The organism is Pedobacter sp. V48, from assembly GCF_000523515.1.
Lineage (GTDB): Bacteria > Bacteroidota > Bacteroidia > Sphingobacteriales > Sphingobacteriaceae > Pedobacter.
In genome coordinates, this window is the sequence record NZ_AWRU01000005.1 from 413942 (window position 1) to 428108 (window position 14167).

The 14167-nt window shown below is 42.9% G+C and carries 20 protein-coding genes and 1 pseudogene; 16 read left to right on the forward strand and 5 right to left on the reverse strand.

The annotated features are described in order from the left end of the window. Window positions 1-37: 37 nt before the first annotated feature. Window positions 38-340: pseudogene (locus N824_RS05185) on the forward strand (BsuBI/PstI family type II restriction endonuclease); the annotation flags it as partial. A gap of 208 nt (window positions 341-548) precedes the next feature. Here the strand turns inward: N824_RS05185 and N824_RS05190 are convergent. Further along, window positions 549-1694 (reverse strand): glycerate kinase, encoded by a 1146-nt coding sequence (locus N824_RS05190; RefSeq protein WP_048904056.1) that lies wholly within the window; start codon window positions 1692-1694, stop codon window positions 549-551. Window positions 1695-1705: 11 nt separating this feature from the next. Continuing rightward, window positions 1706-2665, reverse strand: coding sequence for a D-2-hydroxyacid dehydrogenase (locus N824_RS05195; RefSeq protein ID WP_048904057.1), 960 nt, complete (start codon window positions 2663-2665; stop codon window positions 1706-1708). Window positions 2666-3095: 430 nt separating this feature from the next. Here N824_RS05195 and N824_RS05200 point away from each other — a divergent pair, with 430 nt between their 5' ends. Beyond that, window positions 3096-3584 (forward strand): hypothetical protein, encoded by a 489-nt coding sequence (locus N824_RS05200; RefSeq protein ID WP_048904058.1) that lies wholly within the window; start codon window positions 3096-3098, stop codon window positions 3582-3584. Window positions 3585-4155: 571 nt separating this feature from the next. On the opposite strand, the gene N824_RS05210 is transcribed toward N824_RS05200, so the two are convergent. Beyond that, window positions 4156-4710, reverse strand: a complete 555-nt coding sequence (locus N824_RS05210) for a ferritin-like domain-containing protein (RefSeq protein WP_048904060.1) — start codon at window positions 4708-4710, stop codon at window positions 4156-4158. A 276-nt stretch (window positions 4711-4986) separates the two neighbouring features. Between N824_RS05210 and N824_RS05215 the strand changes: the two genes are divergently transcribed. The 5 genes from N824_RS05215 (at window position 4987) to N824_RS05235 (ending at window position 7368) form a co-directional block, all read left to right on the forward strand. Beyond that, complete coding sequence (locus tag N824_RS05215) at window positions 4987-5595, forward strand: DUF4142 domain-containing protein (protein WP_048904061.1); 609 nt, start codon at window positions 4987-4989, stop codon at window positions 5593-5595. 1 nt (window position 5596) lies between these two features. After that, entirely contained in the window at window positions 5597-6397 is an 801-nt protein-coding gene (locus N824_RS27855) for an inorganic diphosphatase (protein WP_052334057.1), read from the forward strand. 228 nt (window positions 6398-6625) lie between these two features. Continuing rightward, the gene (locus N824_RS05225; RefSeq protein WP_048904062.1) at window positions 6626-6895 is read left to right on the forward strand and encodes a hypothetical protein; all 270 of its coding nucleotides are present in this window, start codon (window positions 6626-6628) and stop codon (window positions 6893-6895) included. A 16-nt stretch (window positions 6896-6911) separates the two neighbouring features. Continuing rightward, window positions 6912-7106, forward strand: coding sequence for a hypothetical protein (locus tag N824_RS05230; protein WP_048904063.1), 195 nt, complete (start codon window positions 6912-6914; stop codon window positions 7104-7106). 4 nt (window positions 7107-7110) lie between these two features. After that, window positions 7111-7368 carry a hypothetical protein gene (locus tag N824_RS05235; protein ID WP_048904064.1) on the forward strand — a complete coding sequence of 86 codons (258 nt, stop codon included), beginning with the start codon at window positions 7111-7113 and terminating at the stop codon, window positions 7366-7368. Between the two features lie 11 nt (window positions 7369-7379). On the opposite strand, the gene N824_RS05240 is transcribed toward N824_RS05235, so the two are convergent. Beyond that, entirely contained in the window at window positions 7380-8114 is a 735-nt protein-coding gene (locus N824_RS05240; RefSeq protein ID WP_048904065.1) for a DNA-formamidopyrimidine glycosylase family protein, read from the reverse strand. A gap of 143 nt (window positions 8115-8257) precedes the next feature. On the opposite strand from N824_RS05240, the gene N824_RS05245 reads away from it, so the two are divergent. The 9 genes from N824_RS05245 (at window position 8258) to N824_RS05285 (ending at window position 13791) form a co-directional block, all read left to right on the forward strand. Beyond that, entirely contained in the window at window positions 8258-8539 is a 282-nt protein-coding gene (locus tag N824_RS05245; protein WP_048904066.1) for a hypothetical protein, read from the forward strand. A gap of 67 nt (window positions 8540-8606) precedes the next feature. Next, window positions 8607-9062, forward strand: a complete 456-nt coding sequence (locus N824_RS05250; protein WP_048904067.1) for a PA2169 family four-helix-bundle protein — start codon at window positions 8607-8609, stop codon at window positions 9060-9062. Between the two features lie 22 nt (window positions 9063-9084). Then, window positions 9085-9327 (forward strand): hypothetical protein, encoded by a 243-nt coding sequence (locus tag N824_RS05255; RefSeq protein ID WP_048904068.1) that lies wholly within the window; start codon window positions 9085-9087, stop codon window positions 9325-9327. A 4-nt stretch (window positions 9328-9331) separates the two neighbouring features. Further along, window positions 9332-10033: a type 1 glutamine amidotransferase domain-containing protein gene (locus N824_RS05260; protein ID WP_048904069.1), complete on the forward strand. Its 702-nt coding sequence runs from the start codon at window positions 9332-9334 to the stop codon at window positions 10031-10033. Window positions 10034-10043: 10 nt separating this feature from the next. Then, window positions 10044-10823, forward strand: a complete 780-nt coding sequence (locus N824_RS05265) for an Fpg/Nei family DNA glycosylase (protein WP_048904070.1) — start codon at window positions 10044-10046, stop codon at window positions 10821-10823. Between the two features lie 232 nt (window positions 10824-11055). Continuing rightward, window positions 11056-11952: an SDR family oxidoreductase gene (locus N824_RS05270; RefSeq protein WP_048904071.1), complete on the forward strand. Its 897-nt coding sequence runs from the start codon at window positions 11056-11058 to the stop codon at window positions 11950-11952. Window positions 11953-12025: 73 nt separating this feature from the next. After that, window positions 12026-12319 (forward strand): DUF3175 domain-containing protein, encoded by a 294-nt coding sequence (locus N824_RS05275; RefSeq protein WP_048904072.1) that lies wholly within the window; start codon window positions 12026-12028, stop codon window positions 12317-12319. 42 nt (window positions 12320-12361) lie between these two features. Beyond that, a complete protein-coding gene (locus tag N824_RS05280; protein WP_152541987.1) occupies window positions 12362-12769 on the forward strand; it encodes a tetratricopeptide repeat protein in 408 nt (135 codons plus the stop codon). A gap of 599 nt (window positions 12770-13368) precedes the next feature. Beyond that, window positions 13369-13791 (forward strand): hypothetical protein, encoded by a 423-nt coding sequence (locus tag N824_RS05285; RefSeq protein WP_152541988.1) that lies wholly within the window; start codon window positions 13369-13371, stop codon window positions 13789-13791. A gap of 63 nt (window positions 13792-13854) precedes the next feature. Here the strand turns inward: N824_RS05285 and N824_RS35385 are convergent, their stop codons facing one another. Next, window positions 13855-14136 (reverse strand): YtxH domain-containing protein, encoded by a 282-nt coding sequence (locus tag N824_RS35385; RefSeq protein ID WP_084498198.1) that lies wholly within the window; start codon window positions 14134-14136, stop codon window positions 13855-13857. Window positions 14137-14167 lie beyond the last annotated feature (31 nt).

Below are 14167 nucleotides of genomic sequence, written 5' to 3' on the forward strand. Positions count from 1 at the left end.
GTATGTCACCTTGTTTTTGTGAAGCAAAGATCTTCCGGATATCATTCTGGTGGATCTGGGGCCAGACGACGCGCTTGTTGTGTTTATAGAAGTGGTTGATACCGATGGAGCGATATCCGACCGAAGGCAACAGGCCATTTATGCACTGACTGATAAAGCTGGTTTTGCCTGTAAACAGGTGGTCTTTGTTACTGCCTACATCGACAAGAATTCAGCGGGATTTAAAAAGACGATCAGCAATATCGCCTGGAATTCGTTTGTCTGGTTTGTATCTGAACCGGAAAACCTGGTTCATTTCAGTGGAGCAACCAAGAAGCTGAGTCAATTGCTCAGATCTTAATCCAGGCAAGAGAGGAGCTGGACAACCTTTTTATAATATGTGAGGTTTCGTGTTGAAGGAAATTATGCAAGCGAAAGTGGCAAGCCAGTTTTGGTTGGTTCTAAAGCATGTTTGGTCTATCTAGTGAATATTTTGCACTAGTGCTCGATACGTATAAAGGATCGGTGAACGTGCATTAATCCATACAACAATATGGATGCTTTTTATATCAAAATCTTTTCTGTTGCATCAACACCAGCATATTGCCCAGTGTTTCGGCTGTCCGCGTAAGGTTATCTGCTGTACATGCCAACGCGGTTGCGAGATCGCTGGGCTGGTTTCCAATAGGCATTAATACATCAAAATACGCCTTTAATTTTACGCTCTGTTTCAGGGGCACCTTCCCCGCGAAGGCAACGACAGGGAGTCCTTTAAGTTTGGCTTGGTACGCTACGCCGAAAGGTCCTTTTCCCTGTAAGGTTTGCTCATCAATACTTCCTTCCCCGGTAATGACCAGATCTGCCCGTTCCAGTGCAGATCTAAAATCTGTAAGTGAAAGAAAATGATCTATCCCATTTACCAGCCTGGCATTCAGAAATGCATATAAGCCTGCAGCTGCTCCTCCAGCAGTGCCTCCATATTTTATCGCAGCCATATCCCTGCCTGTATGGTGTAATGCCACGGCGGAGAGTTTGTTAAGTGCCTGGTCCAATTTTTTCACGTCTTCCGGGGATGCGCCTTTTTGCGGTCCGAATACAGCTGCCGATCCCTGGTCACCTAATAGCATATTGTCTACATCGCACAAAACAATCACTTCACATTTTAATATTCTTTCGTCCAGTCCTGAAAGGTCAATAGTAGCTAGCTCTCCAAGATTTTCAGGAAGAATGGTTAACTCATTGCCATCCGCCGCTAAGAAACGGACACCAAGGGTACCCAGAATACCAGTACCGCCATCCACAGTAGCCGAGCCACCCATGCCGATGATAATTTTTTCAACTCCCTGGTCAAGTGCTTTTCTGATCATTTCCCCTGTACCGGAAGAATTGGCACGCAAAGGGTCAAGCTCTTCGGGTTTAAGTAACCTTATGCCTGATGCGTCTGCCATTTCTATCACAGCAGTTGCACCATTATCGATCAGACCGAATACGGCATTTATTGGTCTGCCCAACGCATCGCGTACTGCCACATCCAACAATGTACCCTTACATTTTTTTACAATTAAGGTTCCTGTACCATCCCCGCCATCTGCTACCGGGAAACACTCAGTAGTGACGCCGGCCCTACTTCGCTTTAAACCTTCCTGAATAGCAAACGCTGCTTCTTCGGCAGTCAGACCATGTTTAAAAGCATTGGGGGAAATTAGGATATGCATAATGTCTTCAGTTAACGGTTCACCACGTTTACAGGATTCCCATTTTTATAGGCACTCAGGTTGCCAATAGTTATCTCCATTAACCTGGCTCTCGCTTCTTTTGTTGCCCAGGCGATGTGAGGTGTAATGATACAGTTTTTTGCACCAATAAGCGGATTGTCCTTTGTCGGCGGCTCAACAGAAAGCACATCGAGGCCCGCTCCGGCAATTTTACTGTTGTTCAATGCTTCGGCAAGATCTTCTTCAATAATGACTGGGCCCCTAGAGGTATTCAAAAGAAAAGCGCTGCTTTTCATTCGCTGTAAGTTCTCTTTATTGATCAGCCCTTTGGTTTCAGGTGTTAAAGGGCAATGGATACTGACAACATCTGACTGTTCCAGCAGTTCGGGTATTTCTACCCATTTAAAATTACTGCGGTGAGACTGATCTGTCCGGTTCCGGCTTGTTCCGACAACTTTCATCCCAAATGCAGTGGCCACATCAGCAACCTGCCTGCCTATATGGCCAAATCCGATAATCCCCATCGTTTTTCCCGTCAGTTCAACCAGCGGATAATCCCAGAAGCAAAAGTCAGGAGCGGAAGCCCAGCGGCCGGAGACCACCGCATCACTATGGCGCTGCACATGGAGGCAAAGTTCCAGTAAAAGGCCAAAGGTCAATTGCACTACAGACGGTGTGCCATAACCTGGTACATTACTTACTGTGATCCCCTTTTCTCTGGCCACTGCGGTATCCACTATATTGTAACCAGTGGCCAGGACGCCAATGTATTTTAAGTCTGGAAGACTGTTTAATGCCACTGCGTTTACCGGTGTTTTATTGGTAAATATGACATCCGCCCCTTTTGAGCGTTCAACAACTTTATCTGCCGGGGTGCGGTCGTACAAAGTTACTTCACCGAATTGTTTTAACCCGCCCCAGCTTAGGTCCCCGGGATTCAGCGTATATCCATCTAGTATTACGATTTTCATATTTAATAATTAAATAAGTGATGAAGCTATCACAAACTTATATTTTTATCAAACTTATTATTAATTATGGTATCAGGCGGTTTATTCTGTGACAGATCAAGCCAGTTAGCCATTAAATAGCCTCAATTGTCTTTTTTGTATTGTCTTTAGGGGATGATGCGGGAAGAGTATCAAAAGGCTTTGAGAATTTCGCTCCTATCTAGAAACATCGTATCCTTTAAATCTGCGTTAGGTTTTATTAATTCACCTCGAAATTCCTTAAAGGGATCTATTTCTTCCTTACCTCCCAATACCAAACAATTAAAGGGATTGCGAAGCATTTTTCATATTACTAATATATACTACAGGAATGAAATATTGCTGAATTGATTTATACTACATTCAAATTGATAAATTTTACATAGCTTTAGAATAGCCAAATATTCTAAAAATGCCTTTAAATAAATATTTTCTCAGGATTTTACCAGGGTTTATTCTATTAATGGCAGGTTGTCATATTGATGCGCAAAACCCATATACAAAGGAAGAGATTGTATTCAGGATACCTAAACAAGAACTTATAAATAATTTACATAAAGAGTTTCAATTTGATAGTGTCCATTTTTCTGGTATAAGCATTGATCTCATCAAAAATAGGGTTCAAAGTGCTGCAAATGGAAAAAGAATAGATTTTCAAATAAGTGTACTCAACCCCAAAATCAAAAAAAATGAATTAGCCTTTGCTCAGGAATTTGCAAAGAGTATCAAAACCTACATTAAAAACATTGACCACTTTAATGTTATAACAGTTGATACCAAGGTTTATATTCAATATTCTTGGGGATATAAAGAGGGCAACAAAAAGACATTACTTTATGCAAGTTCATTATTAGAATTTCCATTTGAAAATTATTTCACAAACAACACAGACAATAACTAACGTTCAACATACTCCTCATAGTTTATTAACAGTATTATGATCTTAGCTAATCCAAGAAAACATACCCAACAGATTATATTTGATGTATTAAATGAGGATTTTCAATCCTACTTATGCGACCCTAGCGCGAATAGAGAATACAAATACAAAAAAGTAAACAATGATATTACAATCTATACTACTGCTGTACAAGTCTTCACACTGCTATTAGTAACAAGTAGCGTTGAGATCATTCAACATACCAGTGATCAGTTAGCATTAGCTGAATTAACATCATTTCTTAAAAGAAGGTTACAAATTGGTAGAATGGAATTCTAATACAACTAGATATATTATACCAAACCAAAAAATAATTTATGGTCTTATTAAACCCAACTAAGAAAACTTATAAAACTATTTCTGGCTTATCGACTAAATATTCTACATAATATGTAATCAAAAACATCGGACAATAACTGAAAATAAATTGATCGACTTTCATAGTTAATAGTATTCCAGCGAATAACAAATAAACCAAAAACAACATATGCCCCTTAGCGCTAGGCTAAGGGGTAGGGAAGCGTATCCTGGCTTATTCAGCTGCCGCCTGCTCGTTGATTGAGCTGACTGCAATTTCAGTCAGGGCAACATCAGTCGCTTTCTCGTTATCCAGGGTGAATTGCAGCAGTTCGGCAACATCAGTATGTCCCATGTTCTGGGCAAAGACTACCAATGTTCCATACGTCGCAATTTCATAATGTTCCACTTTTTGGGCGGCCAGGATCAGTCCGGCATCACGGATCATGGTATCTGAATCAGTATCTTCAATAATGCTTTCTGCTTCTTTTAACAAACCTTCCATGGCATCACATTTTTTAGCCTGCGGCTTTTCCTCAAGCAGCTGGAATACCTGCTCCAGGGTTGCAACGTGGTTATTGGTCTCTTCAGTATGTTTTTCAAAAGCTGCTGCCAGTTCCTCACTGGTTGCTGCTTTTTTCATTTTAGGCAGTGCTTTAGCCAGGTGTTTTTCTGCCCAGTAAATGTCTTTGAGTTCATCAACAAAGAATTCATGGAATTCTGAGTTTTCCATTTTTCCGGTTTTTGATTTTGTGGCGGTTTTTGCGCCGATTTTTGTTGTAGTTGCCATAATTTTAAATTTTCGTTAGATAAATATTTAGCTGTCAGTTCTTATTATAATCAACTGCGGTGAAATAACCAGCGGCTTTGGAATTTGTTTAGACTTTTTTAAAAAGTGGAATTTTGCCGGTCGCAATAGCTAAAGTATACTACTGATCCATGCATTTAGTACTGTCTGGGTGCGGTTCTTTGGAGCTTCTTTTCTGTTTTTTTAAATGGAATTTAAAACTTTTTAATCTTACCGTGGTTAATGCTTTTATCTTTTATATGTCTAATCTTCAACACTATGAAAACTAAAATCATGTTAAAATTTTCTGCTGCCCTTATGATTTTCGCAGGGCTTGCGGCCTGTCAGAATACCGACCGGAGTGGCAATGCGCAACTGGACAGTGCTCCGGTGGGTAGTGATTCTTTGCGCAAGGCAGACAGTTCAGATGCCCCGAATGATGTAACTCAGATGAGCAAGGTGGATGGTGATGGTGCTGCTTTTATGGACACCGCTGCAGTTGGTGGGATGATGGAAGTGGATCTGGGTAAGCTCGCCCTTGAAAAATCTACAAATTCGAAGGTTAAAGAATTTGCTGCCCTGATGGTGGCAGATCATACCAAGGCCAATACGGACTTGAAAGCTATTGCGGTAAAGTTGGAGCACCTGTTGCCTTCGGCTTATCCTGCGGATGTCAAAGCCCATATGGATGCGATGAAGAAACTCAAAGGAAAAGCCTTTGATGCACATTATATGGACATGATGGTGAATGATCATGTGAAAACGCTTGCGCTGTTCCGCTCTGCTAGTAGTTTAAGGTCTGAGATCAGCGATTTTGCTGCCCGGACACTGCCAGTTCTGGAAAAACATAACCAGATGGCTACTCAGATCAATACTTCACTGAAATAGCATGAAGGCAGTTACCGTAATCATTGAAACACCCAAGGGTAGCGGCCAGAAATATGACTATGATCCCCAGACCGGAAAGATGAAGCTGAAAAAGGTGATGCCCTTGGGTTTGGTATTTCCTTTTGATTTTGGCTTTATACCAGGAACAGTTGGTGGTGATGGTGATCCGCTGGATGTGTTGGTCGTTTCTGAAGTTTCCGCTTTTTCGGGTTGTGTAATGGATTGCAGAATCATTGGTGCATTTAAGGTTGTTCAACAGGAACCTAACGGTGAGCGCATAAGAAACGACAGGCTTATTGCTGTTCCTGAAGTTTCTCAACGTTATGCAGATGTGATGGCCTTGCGCGATCTTTCCAAAACCATCGTGGAACAGGCCGTCGCTTTTTTTACCAGTTACAACCAGCAGGCAGGTAAAAAATTTGAGGTGCTGGAAAAGTTAAGCGCGGCCAGAGCGTTCCAGCTCGTTGAAAAAAGTCGTCTGGATTTACCAGTGAAAATGCTGGTTGAACTTTTTTTGCCCTTATATGATGGCAATGGTGAGGTATTTCCTGAAAAATTATATGCTGAGCTCCGTGAGGAGCTAACGGCTAAGTTTGGAGGTCTAACAGCATATTCCAGAAATCCGGTAAAGGGCTTCTGGAAACCAGCTGGAAATCACGCCGAAAAAGATGTTCTGCTGGTATTTGAGGTGATGTGCGAAAAAGTTGAAACAGAATTTTGGGATGAGTTGAAAGCCAGGTTACTCAAAACCTTTAAGCAGGACTCGCTCATCATCCGTTGTTCTAAAATAGAACTCCGGTAAAAACGCTCCTCTGTGCGCTGATTGTAGTGCTCATCGAAATCGCATGTTAACATTCCAGGTTGTATTTTGTTTATAAAAAATAAACTAAAATTTTATAAAACAATCTGTATTTCAGTGTGTTGAAATTATTCACCTACAACTACTAGGTAGTTAGGCAACCAGTCAGAGTTATGGTGCCGCAGGTGGTGGAGGACAACCTTAAGGGTTTAGTATATTAAAAACAATACGATGAAAAATAAAAAGGAAGAATTACCTGAAGATCCGGATCAGTCGGCAATTATTAATAAGGATGCTGAGTTTGAAAACGGGTCAGTAGATCCGGGGTTTGTGTTTGAAACCCGGCAGGAAGCCGATGGTGAGGACGATGGGGTCGATCAGCAGGAAAAGACGCAGGAACCCTACAAACAGGATGAACAGGGTACTCAGCGGGGTGCGCCCGGACTAGGTGAGCTAGATGGGACCAATCCCGGTTCCAATCATCATCCTATGGATAGTTAAACTTAAAACGATTGATATGACTAAGAAACACATTACACCATCAACCCCGGTAAGCCCCAGGGACGGACTGGATAATACCGGAACTCAAGGTTATGATTCCCTGAGTGATGATGCTTATACCGGCTCTTCAGATAAACCGGCTGAAAACCCGGAGGATGACCAAAGTCATACCGGAAGCTCTTCCGAAGATTTTGACGATAAAGAGAATTGAACTCATGGGAAGAATAGCAGAGCAATGGGAGCCTTTTGAGATCCAGATAACTATAGAAGGAGAGACCAAATCATTGTTGGTAGTTCCTGACAGGGAAGAACCTAAATATCAGATTTTTGATCAGCATACCTCTCTTGGTCTGATCTGGCAGGAGATTGGCAAAACTGGAAAAGTCTGGTGTGGGGAGGGTATGGTGGTCAGGGCCTTAGTCACTGAGTTGGGGGAGCAGGTAGAAAATTACTTAAAGAATAAACCGGTATAACTGATCTGTTGTTAATCATATAATACTTGACAAACCGGGCAAAAGAATGTTCTTCTTTTGGTTTTTCCCAGGTATGATTTCACCAGGGGATGTTCCAGCGGACAAAATTTCCTGGTATTTACCAGCCAGTGTTTTTTCAGGACATATGCTTTTTTCCAGTTCAAAAAATCAAAGCTGTATGCTCTGGCCTGGGTGACCAGGAGCTTAAGTTTGGCTGATGGAATGGAGGCGGCTATACTCGATGGGTGTATTCCCACCCGGTAGAGTACTTCATTCTTAATAATATTGCCCACGCCGGAGAAAATTTCCTGATCCAGCAACAGGTCACAGATCAACGCCTGGGGTTTGTTTTTGATCTTTTTTAAGGCTTTTCCAGGATTCCACTGCTCCCCCATGACGTCGGCAGACCAGTCATAGCTTGCATTGACATCACCTTCAATGTATTTTAAGGAGCAGCTATAAAAATTGAGTTCGGCATTTTCAAAAGATAAACTTAATCTTGCAGGAGCGTCTTTACGTTCGTTGATTCGATAGCTTCCAAACATCATGAAATGTATCCGGAGGCTGAAATCTTCGAAGCAAATCAGGAAATGCTTGCCCCAGCTTTTAAAGTCTGTTACTTTTTGATGAAGCATTCTGTCTTTCTCAATTTTGGTATTCCCGCTAAGCGCGGTAACCTGTTGTCCTTCCAAATCGAGTTCTTCAACGAGTTCTCTTAAAATTACTATAGATGGTCCTTCCGGCATGTCAAATCATATATATGGTATTGATCAACACCTAATTGATCAGATAAGTTTGAAAACTATTTTATTCCCATGATGTTTTAGCTGAAGATCAGATAGTGGTCATGTGTTAAAAAAAAATAAAGTTTACACTAAAGCAAATTGTTATGGATCCTTTTAATATTACCATCAGCATTGAGGAAGGAAAAATTGACCTGAACATCCATCCTCAGGAGGCAGGCACTTATAAGATTGTATATCATGGTGGACTGGTCGGGGAGATCTTTATGGGAAAAGGTGGTGAAAACTGGGAGGCGGTCACTGCTGAAGAGTTGGAGCCAGGTGGATTTCCCGTATATGAATACGATGAAACTTCGAGGCATCAGGATATACTGCTGGACAGCGCTACAGTGCAGGAAATAGGCAAGGAAATCACCAGGGTGGTTTAAACTAGAGGAAAGAATCTTTAAACAGAATGCTGTTGAGGTTGTTCTTTTAACAAATACAAGTATACTTATGGAAACAAATAGGGAGATCATCAGCGACCTGAAAGGATTGGTCAATATTGTTAATGATGGAAAAGAAGGTTATGCTTCAGCAAGTGAAGCTACTGACAGCGGGGAGCTGAAAGCAGTTTTTCTGAAGTATTCAGCACAACGTGCGGATTTTGCCGACGAACTTAAGCAGCACATCGCTGTGCATGGCGGGGATTCCGAGAATGATCAGGGTGGCATTTTAGGTATATTGCACCGCACCTGGATCGATATTAAGCAAGCCTTAAGCAGCAAGGAAGATGCAGCTATTTTGAGTGCGATTGAAACCGGAGAAAAGGCTGCGATTGAAAAATATGATAAAGTACTGGAGAATTATGCTTCCCATTTAGACCATATCGTGCTGCTGCAACGTCAGCGTACCGGTATTCTGGAAGCTTTAAGAGAAATTGAGACCTACCATCTGCGTTTGGTGCGGTAACAGCTTATTTAATTGTGAATTTATGAGTAATTCAAATCAGGCCGGTAATCCGGTAGAAATTGATTATTCCAGGTATGATGCCCAAACGCAAAAGCTGGAACCGGCTGTGTACAGGCAGGGTGATGTTTTTGCTGCGCTATCTGGTCCAGACCGGGAAACAGGAATTTATGGAGAGGGGGATACGCCCGATGCGGCTATAAAGGCCTGGCGCTCCGCACTTCAGGAGCGCTTCGATAAGTTACATGGAGATGAGCTAAAACCCTGATGTTATGGAAAATCAAAAACGTATTTTAATGGTACTGACTTCCCACTGGCAGATGGATGGCACCGATAGTAAAACAGGTGTATGGCTGGGGGAGTTCACAGATCCTTACTATGAATTTATTGATGCCGGATACCGGGTAACCCTGGCCAGTCCGCTCGGGGGAAGACCGCCGGTTGATCCCATGAGTGAGCTTACTGAAAATATTACTGGTGCGAACCGGAGGTTTCAGGATGATGAAATTGCCAAGACGGCTTTTGAACGCACCAATGTAATGCGTTTGATGAAGGCTGCTGATTACGATGCGGTATTTTATCCGGGAGGACATGGGCCGATCTGGGATCTGGCAGCTGATGCAAGCAGTGGCCGCTTAATCCTTGATTTTTACCATGCCGGTAAGCCCGTAGGAGCGGTCTGTCACGGGCCGGCAGCCTTGATTAAGGCGGCGGAGCTGGAACCAGGATTTTTACTGGGTAAAGACATATCGGCCTTTACCAATACTGAGGAAGCGCTAGTGGGCCGCGGAGATAACATTCCCTATAAACTGGAAACCAGGTTGAAGGATCTGGGGGCCCGGCTGCATTCGGCACTGATTCCCTTTACCAGTCATGTAGAAACAGATGGTTTGCTGATCACCGGACAAAATCCTTTATCCGCCGGACCAACAGCCAGGGCCCTGATAAAAGTATTAGACGAGGAATTGATTTAAATGATAAGGTATGCCTGAATTACCCGATTTAGAAGTATTTGCCAGGAACCTGGAAAAACGTTTTAAAAATAAACGCCTCCGGGAGTTGGAAGTTATGGTCGCTAAAAAATTGAATGTTACAGTCACTGAGCTTAAAGCGGCAATCCAGGGGCAGGAGTTAAAGCAGGTGCTCCGGGAAGGAAAAACCCTGCAGCTGCATTTTGAAAATGGTGCTGTATTGGGCTTACACCTGATGTTACATGGGGAACTACAGTTACTGGAGCCCGGTCAGCAGGTCAAACACCAAATTATTTCTTTGCGTTTCAGTACTGGAGACGGCTTTGTCCTTACTGATTTTCAGAAAGCGGCAACACCGACCCTGAACCCCAAAGCAAGTGATGTTCCCGATGCGCTGGCAAAGGAAATGAACCTGGATTATTTTTCCAGCTTGCTTTCCAAACGGCGAACTCCCATAAAAACTGTACTGATGGATCAAAAATCCCTCAGGGGTATTGGTAACACTTATGCAGATGAAATTCTCTGGCAGGCAGGAATATCTCCGTTCTCAATAGCCAAAGCGATTCCTGATGTTAAAGTTAAGGCTTTGCATAAGGCAATCGGAGTGGTTTTGAATAAGGAAGTGCTTCAAATTGAAAAGCAACTGGACGGCGCTATTTTTGGAGAGATCCATGATTTTCTGAAGATACATCGCGCTGACCTGATCAGTAGCCCTGGTGGAGCAGAGATTAAAGTCAAAGCTATCGGCGGACGTAAGGCATATTTCACCGATGAGCAGCAGTTATATGAGTAATAAAGCCTACAAGGATCATGCGATTAATGATCGGCCTTTTTATAGCTGTAGTGGCTATTATGCTATTTTTCTGGTTTAAAAGGCCAAGGGATTAGTTAGAAATTTAAAAATTAGTAAACCGGAATTCCACCCGGCTGTTTTATAAAGAACCCGGTGGTCTTTCCTGAAGAGGAAATATACGGGCAGAAATGACGCCCAGGACAGGAACAGGATTTTAATTTAAATGACTAGTATGGAAAATCAACAGAATACCCCAGAGAACCCAGCAGAAAAATATCCTAAACCCCCTTTTCCAAAACAGGATCAGCCGGCTCCGGGAACCGAGTCGCGGCTTCGTCCACAAGCAGATCATGGCGAAGAATCCTACAAGGGCAGTGGTAAGCTGGAGGGAAAAAAAGCCGTGATTACCGGAGGCGATTCCGGGATAGGTCGTGCGGTGGCGATTGCTTTTGCACGGGAAGGGGCCGATGTTTTGATCAGCTATCTTGATGATGCTGAAGATGAGGATGCTAATACCACCGCCGGGTTAGTGGAAGCAGCTGGCAGGAAGGCAATTTTAGTAAAAGGCGATATACAGGAGGAAGCCCATTGTAAACACATTATTGATACGGCTATAAAAGAGTTTGGTGGACTGGATATCCTGGTCAATAATGCGGCATTCCAGATGGCGAGAAAAACAATGGCTGATATTCCGTCTGAAGAATGGGACCGGACTTTCCGCACCAATATCACCGCGATGTTTTTTTTATGTAAAGCAGCTGAGCCTCATCTTAAACCCGGCAGCAGTATCATCAATACCACTTCAGTAAATGCTTATTCGCCAAGTGAGCAGTTACTTCCTTATGCGGCGACTAAAGGGGCTATTCAGAATTTTACCGCTAATTTAAGTCAGATCCTGTTAATGGATGGCAAAGGCATCCGGGTAAACGCAGTTGCACCGGGTCCAATCTGGACGCCGCTGATACCTTCCACTATTCCAGAACACGAAGAATTCGGTAAGGATACGCCTATGAAACGGGCAGGTCAGCCTGCGGAAGTGGCGCCAGCATATGTGTTCCTGGCTTCCCAGGATGCGAGCTATGTCGCAGGGGCTACTATACCTGTTACCGGAGGACGGATTACGATTTAAGCAAAGCTGGATGGCAATTTAAAAATTGAAATGTACGGCGATGAAAAAATAGACTAAAACACCTGAGAAAAAGGTGGAATCTGAAGATAAATGGTCAGCTGAGGTAACTCAGCATAGTGATGCGCTCGATCTGGAGGAGAATATTTTTGAGTCTGATGATCCAAAGAAGATTGCCCGTTCGCTGAAGAGATCCGCTGAAAGCAGTTCGCGCAGGAAATCAGGTCCTTACCGATCGGCCATGTCGATGCTGACTTTTTATATCGACCGTGCTGGCAAGAATCTGCATGAAGATCAGAAAAAGGTACTAGAAAAAGCTAAGGATGAACTCAGGGGTTTATTTGGTAAACCACTAAAGGGCACATCTTGACCTTTACACGTCCGCTAAAGCATGCTTTTTATAAATGATATCATGAAAAACAAAAAGGAATCTGCATTGGTGCTATACAAAAATGCCAGAGATCTGGAATTTCAAAAACGTTACGATGAGGCTGCCCGGGAATACGCAGCGATCTTAAAAAGCTATCCACTACATATTGATGCCAGTAACCGTTTGATGATTGTTTACCGAAAGCTCAAAGCCTACCGTAAAGAAGTTGCTGTGATTAATAAGGCCATTTCGGCTCATGAAAAAGAAACGGAAAAGAAGCAGCGCGCATGGATTAAGTCCCATCAGAAAATAGCAAACCTGACCAGGTCACTGGCCGAAACACTGGGTTTACTCAATAGTAAAGGTTTGCCGATATATGAGAACGATTTGCTGGAAAAATGGAGACGCCGTAAATCTATTGTTCTTGGGAAACTGGAAAAGATAAAATGAGTTAGGCAAATTATTCATGACTTTAGCAAAAAGCTGATCCTGCCATTTGTCCCCAGGGTTACCTGCTGGGTCTCCAGTCGGAGATTGGTCGACAGATCTGATTCACTCGGCAGGCTTTTTCCATGTTTTTCCGATTGATCTTTCCATTCTGATATAAAATCAGTGCTGAGCCTTTAAATAATGGGCTTTTGACGGAGAAACTAATAGGGAGGCGCCCACAATGCCTCTTGCCGGAACTGCGCCAATCATGATCACAATGACCAGTCAAAACCGGATTTTTTTCAACGATGCGCAGCCCGCCAATGCGAATGAGTAGCAGGGCGATAAAAACATTAACAGTGTTTTGCAAGCCATATGAAGAGGTGCGAGCTGTTTACCGCTTCCCAGTATCTCGTCCATAATTGTGAGTTTAATATTATAGTATAACATTGATGTGCTTACTTATGTTTATGATCAGCAAAGGAATAGGGGAGCGCCTTTTATTCAGTTAACAATACGTATTTAGAATATAGTAATATATTTTAAAACTTCTCACCAAGGCTGCTTGTTATTTTGTTATGTGCAATTTTTCTATAGAATATCCAAAATCAAAGAACGAAATGGTTGATCGGCTGAAGATGGCCATTGAAGCTCAAACAGCCGGGCTTTTTCAGGGAAATACTTCTGCCGGTGAATTTTCTTTTTCAGCTAAGGGTTTTAACCTGGCAGGAAATTACACGATTTCCGGTGACATGATCGAAGTTTCCATCACGAAGAAACCGTGGCTGCTTTCCTGCAGCAAGATTGAGTCTGAAATCCGAAATTATCTTGAACAGGAAAATAGTCCTGAGGAGTCAAAGCAAAGCAGCACGCCAGCCGGTCCTGCAAGTGCACCGATAGATCTGGAAAATTCAAAAAAAGGTTCTAATTTATATCCGCAAGATGAAGCGTTAAAACGTGAGGGTGATCCTGGTCACCGGGATGAAGATTTAAGTACTAATTCCGATGGTACTAATCCTGGCACTGAATATGATGAACGTTAATCCTGGATAATCGCCGGTCATAAAGGTGCCATGGCTGGCTGACTTAGCCAGCCCGGATTTATTTTACTGTGATTTCTTCCAGGCTGTTGTGCCGGCTGAAGGGACTTTGATCTGTGTTGGATCTTTACGTTTATTGTGAGGTCCTTGTAATTGATCGGCATGATCTCGGATGGTTTCACGCAAATCATCAATTGATTCGTCTTCCAATTCGTGCCGATGGTCATGTTGAGGAAAATTGAGCTTTTCTGCCAAGATTTTTCTGGATTCACGGCCGGATTTTGGAGCAAATAATACGGCTATTGCTGCGCCTGCAGCAATGCCAGCCAGTATTGCAAAGATGGTCAGGCCGTTGTCCTGCCTGGTTAGCTAAGATCGG

What these genes read in the sequence shown, in the direction of transcription:
- N824_RS05280 (WP_152541987.1), top strand. Translation starts at nt 12,362, where the DNA reads ATGAAAAACAAAAAGGAATCTGCATTGGTGCTATACAAAAATGCCAGA.
- N824_RS27855 (WP_052334057.1), top strand. Translation starts at nt 5,597, where the DNA reads ATGAAGGCAGTTACCGTAATCATTGAAACACCCAAGGGTAGCGGCCAG.
- N824_RS05265 (WP_048904070.1), top strand. Translation starts at nt 10,044, where the DNA reads ATGCCTGAATTACCCGATTTAGAAGTATTTGCCAGGAACCTGGAAAAA.
- N824_RS05215 (WP_048904061.1), top strand. Translation starts at nt 4,987, where the DNA reads ATGAAAACTAAAATCATGTTAAAATTTTCTGCTGCCCTTATGATTTTC.
- N824_RS05240 (WP_048904065.1), bottom strand. Translation starts at nt 8,114, where the DNA reads ATGCCGGAAGGACCATCTATAGTAATTTTAAGAGAACTCGTTGAAGAA.
- N824_RS05195 (WP_048904057.1), bottom strand. Translation starts at nt 2,665, where the DNA reads ATGAAAATCGTAATACTAGATGGATATACGCTGAATCCCGGGGACCTA.
- N824_RS05285 (WP_152541988.1), top strand. Translation starts at nt 13,369, where the DNA reads ATGGTTGATCGGCTGAAGATGGCCATTGAAGCTCAAACAGCCGGGCTT.
- N824_RS05270 (WP_048904071.1), top strand. Translation starts at nt 11,056, where the DNA reads ATGGAAAATCAACAGAATACCCCAGAGAACCCAGCAGAAAAATATCCT.
- N824_RS05250 (WP_048904067.1), top strand. Translation starts at nt 8,607, where the DNA reads ATGGAAACAAATAGGGAGATCATCAGCGACCTGAAAGGATTGGTCAAT.
- N824_RS05230 (WP_048904063.1), top strand. Translation starts at nt 6,912, where the DNA reads ATGACTAAGAAACACATTACACCATCAACCCCGGTAAGCCCCAGGGAC.
- N824_RS05235 (WP_048904064.1), top strand. Translation starts at nt 7,111, where the DNA reads ATGGGAAGAATAGCAGAGCAATGGGAGCCTTTTGAGATCCAGATAACT.
- N824_RS05210 (WP_048904060.1), bottom strand. Translation starts at nt 4,710, where the DNA reads ATGGCAACTACAACAAAAATCGGCGCAAAAACCGCCACAAAATCAAAA.
- N824_RS05225 (WP_048904062.1), top strand. Translation starts at nt 6,626, where the DNA reads ATGAAAAATAAAAAGGAAGAATTACCTGAAGATCCGGATCAGTCGGCA.
- N824_RS05260 (WP_048904069.1), top strand. Translation starts at nt 9,332, where the DNA reads ATGGAAAATCAAAAACGTATTTTAATGGTACTGACTTCCCACTGGCAG.
- N824_RS05200 (WP_048904058.1), top strand. Translation starts at nt 3,096, where the DNA reads ATGCCTTTAAATAAATATTTTCTCAGGATTTTACCAGGGTTTATTCTA.
- N824_RS05245 (WP_048904066.1), top strand. Translation starts at nt 8,258, where the DNA reads ATGGATCCTTTTAATATTACCATCAGCATTGAGGAAGGAAAAATTGAC.
- N824_RS05190 (WP_048904056.1), bottom strand. Translation starts at nt 1,694, where the DNA reads ATGCATATCCTAATTTCCCCCAATGCTTTTAAACATGGTCTGACTGCC.
- N824_RS05255 (WP_048904068.1), top strand. Translation starts at nt 9,085, where the DNA reads ATGAGTAATTCAAATCAGGCCGGTAATCCGGTAGAAATTGATTATTCC.